Origin of the sequence: Williamsia limnetica (genome assembly GCF_003217475.1) — a bacterium.
Lineage (GTDB): Bacteria > Actinomycetota > Actinomycetes > Mycobacteriales > Mycobacteriaceae > Williamsia > Williamsia limnetica.
Genome location: NZ_QJSP01000005.1, coordinates 153,200 through 168,968 on the forward strand (window position 1 = coordinate 153,200; position 15,769 = coordinate 168,968).

Sequence of the window (15,769 nt, forward strand, 5' to 3'; positions counted from 1 at the left end):
CCGCCTGTGATTACGCGTGGTTACTGCTGGTCTGACTAGACCCCGAGAGCGGGCGCCAGGGTTCCGTACCAGGATTCCTTCAGGCGGTCCTGCCAGAACGACCACCAGTGCACACCTTCAGGCGTGATGTGGGTCTGCGGGTTGATGCCAGCGGCCCGCAAGCTGGTGACGTAGAGCTGGCTGCTGATGCCCGCAGCTGCTTCGAGCGGAACCATCTGCGAGAACTTCACCGGATCGAACGACGCGCTGGCCGGGTTGAAGGCCGGATTGGTGCTCGGAGATCCGGCACCCGACGAGACGTAGACGCGCTTGCCACGCAGGTTTGCGGTGTGCAGCGACGGGTCGTTCTCGAGCCACGCACCGGCGGGCCAGACGCCCCACATGTTGACGGGGTTACCGCCCATTTCCAGGACCGAGGCTGCGATGCCCTGCGCGAAGCCGGGGGAGCTGACGGTCGGGTAGCCGCTGTACGAGGCGACGCCCTGGTAGAAGTTCGGGTGCTTGGACGCCAGGTTGAGCGCGGACGTGCCGCTCATCGACAGGCCGGCGATCGCGTTGCGGCGGTTGTCGCTGCCGAAGTTGGCTTTCATGTAGGCGGGCAGTTCGCGGGTCAGGAAGGTTTCCCACTTCTGCCGACCCAGAGTGGGGTCGTCTTGCTGCCAGTCGGTGTAGAAGCTGCCGCCGCCGCCGAACGGGATGGCGACGTTGACGTTCTTGCCGGCGAAGAAGCGCTGCACATCGGTCTCGAGCAACCAGCCGCTGTTGTTGTTCGGGGCGCGCAGGCCGTCGAGCAGATACAGGGTGGCGTTGCCCGAGCCACCGCCTGCGGAGGGGAGCACCTTGACCGGGATGCTCTTGCCCATCGAGGCCGAGTAGACGCGGACGGTCTGGGGTTCAGCGGAGGCGGTGGCAGGTACGGCAGCGACCGACAGGGTCACACCCGCAACCACGGCAGCGGCGCCGGCGACCAATTTCCGCCAGGCAAACTTTGCGCGCATCAGTTTCCTTCATATGCAGTGTTCAGATGGCCCGAAACGAGCCGGGAAGTCCTCGGGGCCACCTGTGGCCCCGAGAAAAGATAACAGCAAAATAACAGGCAGGCCGATGGGGCGCATCCCCGGTTCGGTGCCCGGGCAGCTGTCAGCCCGTTGACCTGCAGGTTCATCAAGGTTTTGCGTTCGCTGATTTGTGTCGCGGACGGCTTCGCCGTCGAGGTCAGCCCTTGGCCGGCGCCGGCACCTCGAACACCAGGAGTGAGGTGGAGGCGGTGGCCACGGTCTTGCCGAGTGAGTCGGTGATCTCCGCTTCGGCGAACGCCACCCGTCTGCCCGACTTCTTCACCCAGCCCCTGGCGATCAGATCGCCGGAATCAAGTGTGGTCCCTCGCATGAAGTTGACCTTGATCTCCACGGAGGTGTAGCCGACGCCCTGAGGAAGAGTCGTGTGGACCGCGCACCCGGCTGCGGAGTCGAGCAGCGTGCAGATGATGCCTCCGTGGACGGCGCCGATCGGGTTGAAATGGGATTCATTGGGCGTCAATGTGAACTCGGCCGCGCCCGGTGTCACCGAGGTCAGGCGTGCGTCCATCAGTCCGACGATCGGCGGTGCCGGGATCCGTCCGTCGGCGAGCGCGTGCATGTAGTCGATGCCGGACAGCTTGGTGGCGACTTGAGCGGGTATCGCCGGGTCGTGCCAGGTCACGGTGCGGTGCCGGGCTTCGCCCCAATCGATACCTGCGGTGGCGGTGTCCACGGCATCGCCTGATACGGGCTGCGCTTGATCAATACTCGTCATCGTGATCCTTCAGTGTGCGGGTCGACTGTGGACAAAGAGTGCGGTGGGAATGGCCACGACGGCGAATACGACGGCTGCGACCACGGCGCAGAGGTGGAAGGCCGACTCGAAGGCCTTTGCGGGCGACTCGGTGAGCGCGGCGGCAGCGATCTGCGAGGTCAGGATGGACCCGAGGACACTCGTCCCGAGTACGCCGCCGAGCTGACGGAACATGTTGACTGTGCCGCTGGCCATTCCGGCGCGTGCGGGCTCGACACTGCTCATCGCCGCAGCGGTGGCCGGGGCGATCAACGACCCGAATCCGACGCCCAAGACCACCAGTGCGACAGTCATATCGGTCCAGCCCTGCTCCGGGTGGACCCGGAGCAGGAGCAGGGCGCCGACTGCCGTGATCAGCAGACCCGTCGTCAGCATCACCTTGAAACCGATGCGGGGCAGCAGGCGTGGTGCGATGCCACTGACGACGACATAGGTGCCCATCAGGGCCAGCATATGCAGTCCGGTCGTCCAGGCGTCGAGTTGTCCGACTCTCTCGAAGAAGAGAACGGAGATGAACGCCAAGCCGGTGAAACCGAACAGCACCGTCGCGCTGACCACCATGACCGTGGAGAACGAGGGCGACCGGAACAGGCGTATGTCGAGCATCGGGGCATCGATTGCCCGCTCGAACGCGATGAAGACCGCCAGGGCGCCGACGAACACGACGATCGCCATTATCGCTCGGGCAGAACCGAATCCGCTGTGTGAGCCATCTATGACCCAGAAGGTGAGTGCGGCGATCACGGTGGTCGCGCTCAGCAGACCCGGCAGGTCCAGCCTGGCGCCGGGCACCTTGCTGGCCGGGACCACGAACGGCGCGATGAGGGTGACGGCGAGTGCGGCGATTGCGTTCACGCCGAAGACGGCGTTCCAGGAGAAGGCACCCAGGACGGCTCCGGCGGAGAGGGGGCCGATCGCCAGACCCAGCCCCGAGCAGGCCGCCCAGATGCTGATCGCCTCGGTGCGTTCCTTGGGGTCGCGGAAGCTGTTGCTGATGATGGACAGGCTGTTCGGCAGCACCAGTGCCGCGCCGACTCCTGTGATGGCCTGAGCCGCCAGCAGCCACCCACTGGTGTGCGAGAGGAAGGACGTGAGGCTGCCTGCCGACATGATCGCGGATCCGATGACAAACGCCGTCCGTCGTCCGATCACGTCCCCGAGTGTTCCGGCGGAGAGCACGAGGCTGGCCACCACCAGGGCGAAGACGCTCGGGATCCAGACCATCGTCGCGCTGTCCGCGTCGAGATCGGACTGGATCGAGGGGACAGACGAAATGGTCGCGGTGATGTTGAGGAAGGTGAGCATCATCCCGAAGCAGACTGCGGCGAGCGCTATCCATCGCGACCTGTCGGTGTGATCGGGCGCTACGGCCGGCTGGCTTGCAGTGAGCATAGTCAGACAGTAGGGGCTGACTACGGCATGGGCAAGTCAGATCGCTGCGTAGGCTGCCAGGATGCCATTCGCCGACGAGCTCCTTGGTGCCCCAGCGGTCAAAGCGCTTGCTGCCTGCCTGACCGTTGCCGGACAGCGATGCACCGCCACCAAGAGGTCGGCGAAGGTCTTCGACGGGATGGCCCTGAAAGAACGATCGGATCTGGTGCGCGACGCCTTGCTCGAGGATCTGCCGGACGAGTACGGCGAGTTCGTTGCCGCCATCAACGCGCTTGTGACGCAACCGGAATGTTCGGGCTGGATGGTGTGGCCGATCACTGAGGCGGTCGCGGCGCGCGCTGCCGGCGCCGGATCGGCCAAGGCGTTCGACACCGGGCTCGGGCTGCTGAGGAAACTGACCCCCAGACTCACCGCGGAGTTCGCGTTGCGGACGATGCTCCTCGCCGATCTGGATCGCACCCTGGCTGCCGCCAGGCGGTGGACCACCGCAAAGGACGAGCACGTGCGGCGACTCGCCAGTGAGGGGACGCGGCACTACCTGCCCTGGGCCCGGCGGGTCCCGGGGTTGCTCACCCGGCCCGATGCCACGCTGCCGATCATCGACGCGCTGTACCGCGACCCCAGCGACTATGTCCGGCGATCGGTGGCCAACCATCTCAATGACCTGAGCCGCCAACATCCGGACCTCGTGGTGGACACCGCAACCCGGTGGCTGGCCGAGCCCGATGCCAACACCGACAGGCTGGTCCGGCACGCGTTGCGGACGTTGATCAAACGGGGCGACGCGAATGCGTTGGCGCTGCTGGGTTTCGCCGCACCGACCGGCGTCAGCGTTGTCGAGTTGCGGGTTGACGACACTGTCTCCGTCGGCGAGAAACTCGGGATCTCGGCGACCCTGCTCAATTCCTCGGACGAGCCGGTCAAGGTGGTGGTCGACTACAGCGTGGGATTTCGTAAGGCGAACGGCACCGTCGCCCACAAGGTGTTCAAGCTGGCTGCGAAGACGGTCGGCCCGGGTGAGCGCGTCGACATCGCGAAGACGCATTCCTTCGCGCCGATCACGACGCGGCGGTACTACCCCGGAGGTCATGAACTCGCGGTGCAGGTCAATGGTCTGCGGATGGGTCTGGTGAGCTTCGAATTGCTGGAGTAGCCCTACCGCCCGCTTCGTAAACCCAGGCGGTGCAGGCAAACCCACGTGATGCAACACGTGGGTTTGCCTGAGGTGCCTGGGTTTGTGTCCGCTAGGGCAAGACCTCGGTGGTCTTCTCCAGCGGCTCGTCGTGTTCGACCGTTGTCGCCAGCGGCTTTTCGATCACGAAGCACAGCAAGATCGCCCCGAGGAGGGCGAGTGGGCTGACGAACAGGAAGACCGGCATCAGGGCGTCGTTGTACGACTCGATGATGGGATCCCGGACCGGGTCGGGGAATTCGCGAACCAACTCCGGCGTCAGCGACTTGGCACCATTCGTCGAGTCTGCCGTGTCGCCGGGAACTTTTCCGACGAGTAAGTCGGCCAGACGGGATGCGAAGAGGCTGCCGACCGCAGCGGCACCCAGGGAGGCGCCGATCTGCCGGAAGTAGTTGTTCGCCGCTGTCGCGGTGCCCACCAGGCTGTACGGAAAGGTGTTCTGCACGATCAGGATCAAGATCTGGATGGAGATACCCAGCCCGGCGCCGAGAATCCCGAGGTACACACAGATCAGCCAGGTCGCGGTGGTGAGCGAGATCGTAGACAGCAGGAACAGGCTCAGGGCGAGCAGGAGCGACCCGACGATCGGCATCGCCTTGTAGTGTCCGGTCCTGGAGACGAGCCGTCCGACGGTGATGGAGCAGACGAGCATCGTGCCCATCATCGGCACCATCAGCAGGCCGGCGTGGCTCGACGTGACCCCGAGGGCCATCTGCAGATACGTCGGCATGTACGAGATGGCGCCGAACATGCCGATGCTCGCGAACAACCCACCGGCGGTGGTCAGATTGAAGTTGCGCTGCCGAAACAGCGACATGGGCATCACGGGTTCGGCTGCGCGCCGTTCGACCGCGATGAAGACCGACCAGGCCACGACGGTGCCGATCGCGATCCCGATGATGGTGGGCGAAGTCCATGCGTACTGTGAACCGCCCCAGCTGGCGATCAGGACGATTCCTGTGGTGGCGAACCCCAGGACGATCATTCCGAGGATGTCGATCTTGCGTCGGAGGCGGATCTTCTTGGGCGGGTGCAGGAATGCGACGGCGGCGACGACGGCGAGCACCCCGAGCGGGAGATTCATCCAGAATACCCAGCGCCATCCGGGGCCCTCTGTGAGCCAACCGCCGAGCAGCGGACCGGCGACCGACGAGACGGCGAAGACGGCGCCCATGATGCCGGCATATCGGCCGCGTTCGCGAGCCGGCACGACGTCGGCGATCGTGGCCTGCGACAGGATGATCAGTCCGCCGGCGCCCAATCCCTGCATGACCCGGGCAATGATGAGGCACAACATGTTCGGCGACAGCGCGCCGAGTACCGATCCGACGGTGAAGATGCAGATCGCGATGATCAGCAGCATCTTCCTGCCGAAGAGATCGCCCAGCTTCCCGTAGATCGGCATCCCGATGGTCGAGGCGAGAATGTACGACGTGATGACCCAGTACATCTGGTCGTTGCCGTCGAGTTCACCGACGATGGTCGGCAGCGCGGCACTCATCACCGTCATGTTCAGCGATGCCAGCAGCATGGCGACCAGCAGGCCGGCGAACAGTAGGAGGACGCCGCGGCGGGCGGGCGGCGCGGGCGCGTCGATTGCGCGGGTGTCGATCGCCAATTCAGGCCTCATCCAGGACGGTGGTGAACGATTGTGCGGCGCGATGCACCAGTTCGTCGAGTGGGTGGCTGCCCTCGGGTTCGGCGAGCATCCAGTCGACGGCGATGCGCACGACCGATTGCCCTGCGGCGACGAGTATCTGGGCTGACGCGCGGATGTCGACGGTGTGGGTACGGCCGCGCCAACGATCGGTGTCGGTGAGGCGGGCCTCGATGAGCGCCCGCGCCAGGTGGTGGAGTTTTTCTGTGTGGGCCAGACGGATTCGTGCCAGCTCGGGATGGCGATGCATCAACGTCATCCGGAGCTCGCGAGACCCGGACCCACCAGCGGTCTTGTCGAAGACCTCGAACAGCAACAGGGCAACCTTCTCGATCAGGTTGTCGCCCGTGCCGATCGTGAAACCCGAGGCGGTGTCATCGTCGATCGACGGTGGCCGCAGGCCGAGGATCGCGTCCTCTTTCGAGGGGAAGTAGTTGAAAAAGGTACGCGGCGAGATGTCGGCTTGCTCGGCGATGTCCTCGATCGTCACCCCGGAGAGGTCGTCGTGTTCCAGCGCGGCAGCGGCTGCCGCTTCGTGGATCGCTGCCCACGTGGCGGCACGCTTGCGCTCGCGCAGGGAGGACTTTGCCGGAGGTGCCTTCACTCACCCACCATAGCAAAGTTGCAGTCATGCAAACTTGCACCCCTGCAAATTCCGGAAGTGGTGGGTTCTGGCGGGCCCGACCTGCGGTTATTCTCGCCAGAACCCACCAAGATCGGTCAGCCGAGCTGCGACTTCAAGGCATCGAGAACGGCAACATCCTCGATCGTCGACGGCACCGTGTAGTCCTCGTGGTCGGCGATCTGCCGCATGGTCTTACGCAGGATCTTGCCCGACCGGGTCTTGGGCAGACCGTTGACCACAGTGACGTCGCGGAAGGTCGCCACCGCGCCGATCTCGTCGCGAACCATGGTCACCAGCTCGGACCGCAGCGTGTCCGGGTCGATGTCGACGCCCTCCTTCAGGACCACATACCCACTCGGTCGCTGTCCCTTGAGCTCGTCGTGGATCCCGATCACGGCACATTCGGCGACAGCGGGATGCGCCGCGACCACGGCCTCGATGCTGCCGGTCGAAAGCCGATGACCGGCAACGTTGATCACATCGTCGGAGCGGCCGAGCACGAACACGTAGCCGTCATCGTCGATGTAGCCGGAGTCGCCGGTCAGGTAGTAGCCGGGAAAGGTCTTCAGGTACGAGGCCTTGAAGCGCTCGTCGTCGTTCCAGAGCCCGATGAGCGTGCCGGGTGGCAAGGGCAACTTGATGACGATGTTGCCTTCGGCGCCTGTCGCGACCTGCTCGCCCGCAGCGTCGACGATCTGCACCCGGAAGCCGGGAACCGGAACCGTTGCGGAACCGGGCTTGAGTGGCATCGGTTCGAGACCCAGGAGATTGGCGGCGATCGCCCAGCCGGTCTCGGTCTGCCACCAGTGGTCGACCACGGGCACACCGAGGACCTTCGTCGCCCACGAGTACGTATCGGGGTCGAGTCGCTCACCGGCGGCGAACAGGGTCTGCAGCGACGAGATGTCGTGCTCGGCGAGAAGCGTGGCGTCGGGGTCCTTCTTGCGGATCGCCCGAATCGCGGTGGGGGCGGTGAACAGTGCCCGGACCCGGTGTTCGGCGATCACGCGCCAGAATGCCCCGGCGTCCGGTGTGCCGACCGGTTTGCCTTCGTAGAGCACGGTCGTGGCGCCGGCGAGCAGGGGACCATAAACGATGTAGGAATGCCCGACGACCCATCCGACGTCGGATGCGGTCCACCAGACATCGCCCGCGGAGATGTTGTACAGATTGCGCATCGACCACGTCAGCGCGACCGCGTGTCCGCCGTTGTCGCGGACGACCCCCTTCGGCTTACCGGTGGTCCCCGATGTGTAGAGGATGTAGAGCGGATCGGTGGCGGCCACCGGAACGGGATCTGCGGCAACGACATCGGTCGCCAGGTCGTCCCAGTCGAACCAGCCGTCGTGGTCGGCGGAACTGCCCGCGACCTCGGCGCGGTTCTTCACGATGACCGTCGCCGGCGGGTGGGTGGAGAGTTCCAGTGCCTTCGCGACCATCGGCAGATATTCCACGGTGCGACCTGGTTCCAGTCCGCCCGAAGCGGTCACGAGGGCGACGGGCTGTGCATCGTCGATACGGGTGGCCAGCTCGCGACCGGCGAATCCGCCGAACACCACCGAGTGCACGGCGCCTATCCGGGCGCACGCAAGCATCGCGATGGCCGCCTCCGGGATCATCGGCATGTAGACGATGACCCGGTCTCCGGCCGCGATCCCGCGATCTCGCAGCACACCGGCAAAGCGGGCGACCTCGCCGAGAAGTTCGGAGTAGGTATACGTCCGGGTGGTTCCGACCATCGCCGAATCCCAGATCAGCGCCGGCCGATCGCCGTGCCCGGCCTGCACGTGGCGGTCGAGAGCGTTGTGGCTGGTGTTGAGCTCGGCGTCGGGAAACCACTGGTAGCCACCATCACCGATACCCAGCGCGATCGTCGGTGGTACATACCAGTCGACGGCGTCCGCAGCCTCCATCCAGAAGGCGTCGGGATCATCGACGCTGCGGTTGAAAGCCTCCGTGTACGACACCATCGTCTGCCACCTCTCGCGACATCTGCACTCTACGACGCAGCGAGGGCCGTGGAGCGTCGTCGCTGTGCCCGGTTGACCGCTTTGATCAACACACCCTGGCGCGGCGCGAACAAATAGATGACCGCGAAGGCCAGTCCCTGGGCGAGCACCACCATCGCGCCGGGCGCAACGTCCAGGTAGTACGCATAGTAGATGCCGAGGACGGCGCAGGAACAGGCCAGGATCGGCGCGATGACGAGCATGCGGTTGAAGCGATCGGTGAGCAGGTACGCCGATGCGCCCGGGATGATCAGCATTGCGACAACGAGTACGACACCGACGATCTGCAGCGCCACAACGCAAGTCAGTGCGAGTAGACCGAGCAGGAGGGCTCCGAGGCGGCGCGGTGACAACCCGATCGCGTGAGCATGTGTGGGGTCGAACGCGAACAGGGTCAGGTCGCGACGTTTGAGGGTCAGCACGACAACTGCCACCACGGCCAGGATGATGATCTGCCACAGGTCGGCTTCGGACACGCCGAGGACGTTGCCGAACAGGATGTGGTTGAGGTCGGTCTGGCTGGGCGTGATCGAGATCAGCACCAGACCGAAGGCGAACAGCGTGCTGAAGACGATCCCGATCGCGGCATCCTCTTTCACGCGGCTGGTGTCGCGGACAACGCCGATCAGCAGCACCGCACCGAGCCCGAATATCAACGCACCCACTGCGAACGGCGCTCCGAAGATGTAGGCGAGGACGACGCCCGGCAGCACTGCATGTGAGACGGCGTCGCCCATCAGCGACCAGCCGATCAGCACGATCCAGCAACTGATCATCGCGCAGACCGCCGCGGCAATGGTCGTCGCGAGGAGCATGTTGACCATGAAATCCTCGGCAAGAGGGTCGAGCCACCAGTCGAGGATCATGAGACGCCCTGTCGGTCGAGGATCACGGGACCACCTGTCCGTCGAGCACGTCCATCCCGAAGGCTCGGGCGAGGACTCGGGGACGCAGCACCTCTCCGGGGAGATCGTGCATGAGAACCGTTCGCATCAGCAGGACCGCCTCGTCGCAGAAGGTTCCGAGGGAACCGAGATCGTGGGTGGAGATCAAGATGGTCTTGCCTTCTGCCGCCAGTGAAATCAGCAGTCGGATGATGGTCGCCTCCGACTTCTTGTCCACGCCGGCGAACGGTTCGTCGAGCAGCAGCACGTCCGCGTCCTGGGCTATACCTCGCGCGACGAATGCCCGTTTGCGCTGACCGCCGGATAGCCTGCCGATCTGCCGGTCCGCGAGATCGGTCAGCTCGACCTGTTCGAGCGCGTGTGCGACGGCTTCCTTGTCCGCCTTGCGGGGCCGTCGCATGAAGTTCTGGTGGCCGTATCGGCCGGTCATCGCGACCTCGCGCACCGAGATCGGGAACGTCCAGTCGACGTCCTCGGATTGGGGGACATACGAGATGAGGCCGTTGCTGCGTGCCTGCGCGGGGGTGCCGCCGGAGATGGACACCGTGCCGGCGTCCGGCTTGACCAGGCCCATGATCGATTTGAACAGCGTGGATTTGCCCGAACCGTTCATGCCGATGAGTCCGCAGATCCGGCCCGGCGCGATGTCGAGGTCCACGTGTTCGAGGGCGTGCACGTCGCCGTAGTAGACGCTGACGTCCTTGACCGAGATGGCCGGTGGAGACAGGTCGGACGACGCGCTGGACAACGGCTTCATCGGTGTCCACCTCCGGTGAGGATCATTGGGTTCCGCCTTCGGTGAGCGCCTTGACGATCGTGTCGGAATCGTGCCGGATCAGGTCGAGGTAGGTGGGTACGGGTCCGTCGGACTCCGAGAGTGAATCGACGTACAACGTGCCGCCGAACACGGCGTCGGTCGCGCGTTCGACCTGCCTCATCACGGCGTCGCTGACCGTCGATTCGCAGAACACCGCCCGGATGTTGTTGGCGCGCACGAAATCGATGGTCGATTGCAGTTGCCTCGAGGTGCCTTGCTGCTCGGCGTTCACCGGCCAGATGAACTTCTCGCTCATCCCGGTGTCGCGGGTGAGATAGGAGAACGCGCCCTCGCAGGTGACCAGCGCCCGCCGCTGCTGCGGGATGGCTGCGAGTTCGGCGACCATCCGATCGTGCACCTGCTGGAGCTCGGCCTTGTAGGTGTCGGCGTTCTTCCTGTATTCCCGGTCGTGTTCGGGATCGAGCTCACTGAGTGCGGCCTCGATGTTGTCGACGTAGATCTGAACGTTGAGAGGCGACATCCAGGCGTGGGGGTTGGGCTTGCCCGCCCCGGCGTCGTCGCTGATCGGGATCGGGGTGACGCCTTCGCTGGCAACGATGTGCTCCGCGTCGAGGCGATCGACGAACTGTTTGAACCATGCTTCGAGGTTGAGTCCGTTGTCGATGATGAGGTCTGCGTCGGCGGCGCGGCGAAGGTCGCCGGGGGTCGGCTCGTATCCGTGGATTTCCGCGCCGGCCTTCGTCACCGATTCGACCCTGACCTTGTCGCCTGCGACAGCGGCGACGATGTTTTGCAGCACTGTGAAGGTGGTAAGGACGGTCAGTCGGGAGTCGTTGCGATCGCGTTTGCCGACGCAGGCGCTCAACGTCAGTACACATACAGCGACCAGCACGATCGCGCCGCTGCGTACAACTGCTGTTCGCATTTGCTCATCTTAGAGTTCGGCTACCCGAACTTTCAAGTTCAGACACACGGATCAATCACGTAGAAACGCGGCGACGACCTCGGGCCAGCGCCGCAACTGTGAAGGTGTGTCTGCGGTCTCGAGTCGGGCACCAGGAATGGTTGTCGCCAGTGACCTGGCCGTCGACAGCGGATGGCCGGGGTCGCCGGACCACGCGAGCACCAACACCGGCACATCGATGGCGGCGAGGGCATCAGCAGAAGGCAGGTCAGAGCGCGCCGCGCCGCGCAACACCGACGGCAACAGGGACTCGGAGACGGCCGGAGGAGACGGCGACTGCACGATTCCCGTCAACACCGACGGCAGCGGTCCGGCCGTGGCCTCGAACGCGGCCATGCCCTCGCGCTCGATCAGTGCAGCTCCGTCCTGATAGGCGGCGCCGTGCCGGGCGCGCGTCTGGCCTGCAGTCGGCGGGGTCGCGAGCACCAGCCGCCGGAATCGGTCCGGTTGAGCGATCGCGGCGTACAGCAGGGTCGCGGTTCCCATGGACGCCCCGATGCCGGAGACCTGCTCAGTGCCGGTCATGTCGTCGAGGAGTGCGAGCAGGTCGAGGGCGAGTTCGGGCCAGGTGTACTGCTCGGGTGCGGCATCCCCGGTCGAATTGCCGTGTGCGCGTGCGTCATAGCGCAGGATGCGGTGATCGACGTCGAGCGCGGACCAGTCGAACGGACCCGGAGGCTGTCGTCCGGTCGCGCAGGCGGTGAGGCCGTGGGCCCAGACGACGGGTGGTCCCGACCCGGACTCGGTCCACGCGAGCCGGGCGCCGCGCACGGTCGAGTGGCGAATCGCACCGCTCATCGCTGCTGTCCGTCCTGGGTGGCCAGCTGCACCAGATCTCTTGCCGGACCGTGTAGACCACCGCTGCGATCCCACACTGCGCGGAGTCTGCGGGGCATCCGGACGCCGGTCACCGAGATCCGCACCAGCCTGCCGTCCGCCAGTTCGGGCATCACGGACAGGCTCGACAGGACCGCCGGTGCGTCGGAACCGAGGACGGCGGCCTTGACCGCAGCGACCGAGGTCAATTCGAGGAGAGGATCGGCGACCTCACCGAAGGCGTCTTCGAACGTGATCCGGGTACCCGAGCCCGGTTCGCGTTGCACCAGCGGGGTGCGCGCCAGTTCGTCGCCGCTGATGGCGCGTGTGCCGGTGGCCCAGGGATGCTCGGGCCGGGTGACCACCACGAGCTCGTCGCCGCCGATGGTCAGGCTGTCGAGCCGCGGCTCCACGTGGGGACCCTCGATGAAACCGAGGTCGACGGTCCGGGCCAGGACCTCGCGCGCCACGTCTGCGGAGTTCATAGGTCGCACACTGATCCGGGCCTCGGGATACAGCCGGCGCAAGTTCAGCGCCCACGACGGGATCAGGTACTCGGCGATCGTCATGGACGCCGCGACGGTGAGTGAAGCCCGTTTGTTGCCGAGTAGGGACTCGATTCCGGCCGAGAATTTTTCGGCGGCATCGAGCAGGCCCGCGGCCCACTCCAGCACGGCGACACCCTCGGTGGTCAGTTCTGTACCCGAGGGTGAGCGGCGGAAGAGCACGACGCCGAGCTCGCGTTCGGTGGCGTGGACGCGGGAGCTGATCGCCTGCTGGCTCAGATTCTGCTCCCGGGCCGCGGCGCTCATACTCCCGCTGCGGGCCACCGACACCACCACGTCGAGGGCGGACAGGTCGGGAACGCGTGCGGGCAACACCATCAGCGCAGGGTACAAGTAGCGCTTGTGACATGACAAGGACAAGTCGTCTACCGGCGGGACGTCGTCGCCCGCACGATGGATCTCATGACGCCGAACTGGTTTGCCGCAATCATGGGTACGGGCATCGTTGCCACCTCCGGGGTCGCCCTGCACTCGGACCTTCCGGGACTGTCGGTTGTCACCACCGGATTCTGGCTACTCGCGTCGGTGGGATTGGTGATCACGACGATCCTGTTCCTGCGCGCAGGCCCCACCGAGCACGCAGGCGACCCGACAATGGCCCACTTCTATGGGGCGCCTGCGATGGCGCTGTTGACAGTCGGCGCCGGCACCATCGAGCTCGGTCCCCAGTTCCTCGGTGATCACATCGCGGTGTGGGTCGGCGGGCTGCTCTGGCTGGCCGGCACCGCGGTCGGTCTCTTCACCGCCGTATGGATTCCCTTCCGCATGATCACCGGCTCCCAGAGCGCGGAGTCGGGTGCGATGCCCAGTTGGCTGATGCCGGTGGTCCCGCCAATGGTCTCGGCGGCCACCGGGTCACTCCTGATCGGACACATCTCGGCGGGGCAACTGCGCCTCGGGGTCCTGGCTACCTGTTACGGCATGTTCGGTCTGAGCCTCATCGTCGGGTTCTTGACCATCGGGATGGTGTACTCACGCCTGGTTCACCAGGGGCTGCCGTCGGTGAACGTGGCTCCGACCGTATGGATAATGCTCGGGATGATCGGCCAATCCATCACCGCTGCAGTGCTGTTGGGTAACAATGCGGCGCTCGTGTTCGAGGGCCGGGAGGCGCCGATCGCCGCTGGACTGCACATTCTCGGGATCGGCTACGGACTCGTGATGTCGGGTTTTGCCGTCTTCGTCTTCCTGCTGGCGGTGTCGATCACTGTGCACAATGCCCGGCGTGGAATGGGTTTCACCGCCGCCTGGTGGAGCTTCACCTTCCCGGTGGGAACCTGCGTCACCGGATCTGCAGCCCTTGCATTCGCGACCGATTCCGGACTGTTGCAGGTCACCGCAGGGTCCTTGTACGTACTGCTGCTGCTGGCGTGGGGCACCGTGGCGTCACGGAGCCTGGCGATGTTGGCCGGGCGGATGAAGATGAACCCATCGGTCTGCCAGATGCGTTCCGACACTGCAGCACCAGCGTTCGAGCGGAACACCCGCACCGAGGTGCGCGTGGTCTCGGTCTAGGCTCCCGGCTCATCCGTCCGGTGATGGCAGCCGCGAGATTCTTTGCGGGCCAACGCCGCATGCACCACCAGCAGTGCTGTGACGGTGAGTGCGGCGTCTTCGTGATCGGTGGCCGTGCGGGGTCGACGCCGTGGTGCCGACTGCAGGTACTCGGCCAGGCTGCTCAACCCGATGTGGTCGCGACTGAGCGCGGCGTGGTCGGACATCTGATTCTGCAGGTCACCACGCGGCGCGATGGGCAGTTCGGTGGCTGCCACGGGTCCGTTGGAGGGGGCCGCACCGCCCTTCCGGCCGATCGCCGCGTCGGCGACGCGGCGGCCCATGACCAACCCCTCGAGCAAACTGTTGGACGCCAGGCGATTCGCGCCGTGCAGACCGGTGCGGGCCACCTCACCCGCGGCATAGAGACCCGGTATCGACGTGGCGCCCGCGGCATCGGTGACGATTCCGCCACATAGATAGTGGGCGCCGGGGACCACGGGGATGAGGTCGGTCGACGGATCGACACCGATCACGGCGACACCTGCGGTGACAGTGGGGAACCGGCGGGCGAAGTCGCTGATGTGCCGCGCGTCGAGGTACACATGCTCGGCGCCCGTCCTGGCCATCGCGGTGGTCACCGCGTGTGCGACCACGTCACGGGGAGCGAGGTCGCCGAGCGGATGGACGCCGTCGGTGACCGAATGACCGTCGACGTCGACGAGGATCGCCCCTTCGCCGCGCAGCGCCTCGGTGATCAGGGTGCGCCGCCCGCGAACCCCTGACCGGTAGAGCATCGTGGGATGGAACTGGATGAATTCCATGTCCGCCACAGCCGCTCCGGCTGAGTAAGCGAGCGCGATGCCGTCCCCGGTGGACCCCAGGGGGTTGGTGGTGGCCCGATACATGTGGCCGGCGCCGCCCGTGGCGAGAACGGTCGTCGGCGCGAGAATGTCGGAGGTGTGACCGTCGCCGGAACCGATGCGTACACCCACCGCGGTGCCGTCGGCGGACAGTAACACCTGCTGCGCATGGGACTCGTCGATCACCCGGATCCGCGCGTGTGAGAGTGCGCGGGTGGCGAGTGAGCGTTGCACTTGCGCGCCGGTGGCATCTCCGCCTGCATGGATGACCCGCCGGACGCTGTGTCCGCCTTCTCGGGTGCGCAGGAACCGGCCATCGGAGCCGCGGTCGAACCGGGCACCCCAGTCGATGAGGGTCGAGACCGCTGCGAAACCGTCCCCGAGAATCGAGGCGGTCGCCACCTCGTCGGTCAGTCCGGCGCCGGCGACCACGGTGTCGCGGGTGTGCAGCGCCACCGAATCCTCGTCGTTGTCGGGCTCGACCACCGCGATACCGCCCTGGGCGAAGTACGTCGCGGTTCCAGGGTCCAGGTCGTCCGGACGCCAACCGCGTCCCTTGTTGAGGACGACGACGGACATACCGGCCTCGGCTGCCCTCACCGCCGCGGTGAGTCCGGCGACACCGGCGCCGACCACCACGAGATCAGCACGCAGCGCGGCGTCGGCAACCATGGG

General features: G+C 65.7%; 14 protein-coding genes. 2 read left to right on the plus strand and 12 right to left on the minus strand.

What is annotated here, in order from left to right:
* Positions 1 to 35: 35 nt before the first annotated feature.
* The 3 genes from DFR67_RS10000 to DFR67_RS10010 form a co-directional block, all read right to left on the minus strand.
* On the minus strand, positions 36 to 998 hold the full coding sequence (locus DFR67_RS10000) for an alpha/beta hydrolase (RefSeq protein WP_110469378.1): 963 nt from the start codon (positions 996 to 998) through the stop codon (positions 36 to 38).
* Between the two features lie 217 nt (positions 999 to 1,215).
* The gene (locus tag DFR67_RS10005; protein ID WP_110469379.1) at positions 1,216 to 1,794 is read right to left on the minus strand and encodes a PaaI family thioesterase; all 579 of its coding nucleotides are present in this window, start codon (positions 1,792 to 1,794) and stop codon (positions 1,216 to 1,218) included.
* Positions 1,795 to 1,803: 9 nt separating this feature from the next.
* Positions 1,804 to 3,225 (minus strand): MFS transporter, encoded by a 1,422-nt coding sequence (locus tag DFR67_RS10010; protein ID WP_110469380.1) that lies wholly within the window; start codon positions 3,223 to 3,225, stop codon positions 1,804 to 1,806.
* Between the two features lie 61 nt (positions 3,226 to 3,286).
* Between DFR67_RS10010 and DFR67_RS10015 the strand changes: the two genes are divergently transcribed.
* Entirely contained in the window at positions 3,287 to 4,378 is a 1,092-nt protein-coding gene (locus DFR67_RS10015; RefSeq protein WP_110469381.1) for a DNA alkylation repair protein, read from the plus strand.
* A gap of 91 nt (positions 4,379 to 4,469) precedes the next feature.
* Here DFR67_RS10015 and DFR67_RS10020 read toward each other — a convergent pair whose 3' ends face one another.
* The 8 genes from DFR67_RS10020 to DFR67_RS10055 form a co-directional block, all read right to left on the minus strand.
* Positions 4,470 to 6,047 carry an MDR family MFS transporter gene (locus tag DFR67_RS10020; RefSeq protein WP_110469382.1) on the minus strand — a complete coding sequence of 526 codons (1,578 nt, stop codon included), beginning with the start codon at positions 6,045 to 6,047 and terminating at the stop codon, positions 4,470 to 4,472.
* Complete coding sequence (locus DFR67_RS10025) at positions 6,037 to 6,678, minus strand: TetR/AcrR family transcriptional regulator (RefSeq protein ID WP_110469383.1); 642 nt, start codon at positions 6,676 to 6,678, stop codon at positions 6,037 to 6,039. Before DFR67_RS10025 ends, DFR67_RS10020 begins: the two co-directional genes overlap by 11 nt.
* A 116-nt stretch (positions 6,679 to 6,794) precedes the next feature.
* Entirely contained in the window at positions 6,795 to 8,669 is a 1,875-nt protein-coding gene (locus DFR67_RS10030) for a propionyl-CoA synthetase (RefSeq protein ID WP_110469384.1), read from the minus strand.
* Between the two features lie 29 nt (positions 8,670 to 8,698).
* A complete protein-coding gene (locus DFR67_RS10035; RefSeq protein WP_110469385.1) occupies positions 8,699 to 9,574 on the minus strand; it encodes a metal ABC transporter permease in 876 nt (291 codons plus the stop codon).
* Positions 9,575 to 9,596: 22 nt separating this feature from the next.
* Positions 9,597 to 10,370: a metal ABC transporter ATP-binding protein gene (locus DFR67_RS10040; protein WP_110469386.1), complete on the minus strand. Its 774-nt coding sequence runs from the start codon at positions 10,368 to 10,370 to the stop codon at positions 9,597 to 9,599.
* A 22-nt stretch (positions 10,371 to 10,392) separates the two neighbouring features.
* Positions 10,393 to 11,316 (minus strand): metal ABC transporter substrate-binding protein, encoded by a 924-nt coding sequence (locus DFR67_RS10045; RefSeq protein ID WP_110469387.1) that lies wholly within the window; start codon positions 11,314 to 11,316, stop codon positions 10,393 to 10,395.
* Positions 11,317 to 11,367: 51 nt separating this feature from the next.
* Entirely contained in the window at positions 11,368 to 12,153 is a 786-nt protein-coding gene (locus tag DFR67_RS10050) for an alpha/beta fold hydrolase (RefSeq protein WP_110469388.1), read from the minus strand.
* On the minus strand, positions 12,150 to 13,055 hold the full coding sequence (locus tag DFR67_RS10055; protein ID WP_110469389.1) for a LysR family transcriptional regulator: 906 nt from the start codon (positions 13,053 to 13,055) through the stop codon (positions 12,150 to 12,152). The genes DFR67_RS10050 and DFR67_RS10055 overlap by 4 nt, the downstream gene beginning before the upstream one ends.
* A gap of 84 nt (positions 13,056 to 13,139) precedes the next feature.
* Between DFR67_RS10055 and DFR67_RS10060 the strand changes: the two genes are divergently transcribed.
* Complete coding sequence (locus DFR67_RS10060) at positions 13,140 to 14,252, plus strand: TDT family transporter (RefSeq protein WP_110469549.1); 1,113 nt, start codon at positions 13,140 to 13,142, stop codon at positions 14,250 to 14,252.
* On the opposite strand, the gene nadB is transcribed toward DFR67_RS10060, so the two are convergent.
* A complete protein-coding gene (gene nadB / locus DFR67_RS10065) occupies positions 14,249 to 15,766 on the minus strand; it encodes an L-aspartate oxidase (RefSeq protein WP_110469390.1) in 1,518 nt (505 codons plus the stop codon). The two genes, DFR67_RS10060 and nadB, sit on opposite strands and share 4 nt — an antisense overlap.
* Positions 15,767 to 15,769 lie beyond the last annotated feature (3 nt).

Excerpts from the sequence above, each read along its gene's own strand:
- DFR67_RS10000 (WP_110469378.1), bottom strand. The coding sequence starts at position 998 with ATGCGCGCAAAGTTTGCCTGGCGGAAATTGGTCGCCGGCGCCGCTGCC.
- DFR67_RS10005 (WP_110469379.1), bottom strand. The coding sequence starts at position 1,794 with ATGACGAGTATTGATCAAGCGCAGCCCGTATCAGGCGATGCCGTGGAC.
- DFR67_RS10010 (WP_110469380.1), bottom strand. The coding sequence starts at position 3,225 with ATGCTCACTGCAAGCCAGCCGGCCGTAGCGCCCGATCACACCGACAGG.
- DFR67_RS10015 (WP_110469381.1), top strand. The coding sequence starts at position 3,287 with ATGCCATTCGCCGACGAGCTCCTTGGTGCCCCAGCGGTCAAAGCGCTT.
- DFR67_RS10020 (WP_110469382.1), bottom strand. The coding sequence starts at position 6,047 with ATGAGGCCTGAATTGGCGATCGACACCCGCGCAATCGACGCGCCCGCG.
- DFR67_RS10030 (WP_110469384.1), bottom strand. The coding sequence starts at position 8,669 with ATGGTGTCGTACACGGAGGCTTTCAACCGCAGCGTCGATGATCCCGAC.
- DFR67_RS10035 (WP_110469385.1), bottom strand. The coding sequence starts at position 9,574 with ATGATCCTCGACTGGTGGCTCGACCCTCTTGCCGAGGATTTCATGGTC.
- DFR67_RS10040 (WP_110469386.1), bottom strand. The coding sequence starts at position 10,370 with ATGAAGCCGTTGTCCAGCGCGTCGTCCGACCTGTCTCCACCGGCCATC.
- DFR67_RS10045 (WP_110469387.1), bottom strand. The coding sequence starts at position 11,316 with ATGCGAACAGCAGTTGTACGCAGCGGCGCGATCGTGCTGGTCGCTGTA.
- DFR67_RS10050 (WP_110469388.1), bottom strand. The coding sequence starts at position 12,153 with ATGAGCGGTGCGATTCGCCACTCGACCGTGCGCGGCGCCCGGCTCGCG.
- DFR67_RS10055 (WP_110469389.1), bottom strand. The coding sequence starts at position 13,055 with ATGGTGTTGCCCGCACGCGTTCCCGACCTGTCCGCCCTCGACGTGGTG.
- DFR67_RS10060 (WP_110469549.1), top strand. The coding sequence starts at position 13,140 with ATGACGCCGAACTGGTTTGCCGCAATCATGGGTACGGGCATCGTTGCC.
- nadB (WP_110469390.1), bottom strand. The coding sequence starts at position 15,766 with ATGGTTGCCGACGCCGCGCTGCGTGCTGATCTCGTGGTGGTCGGCGCC.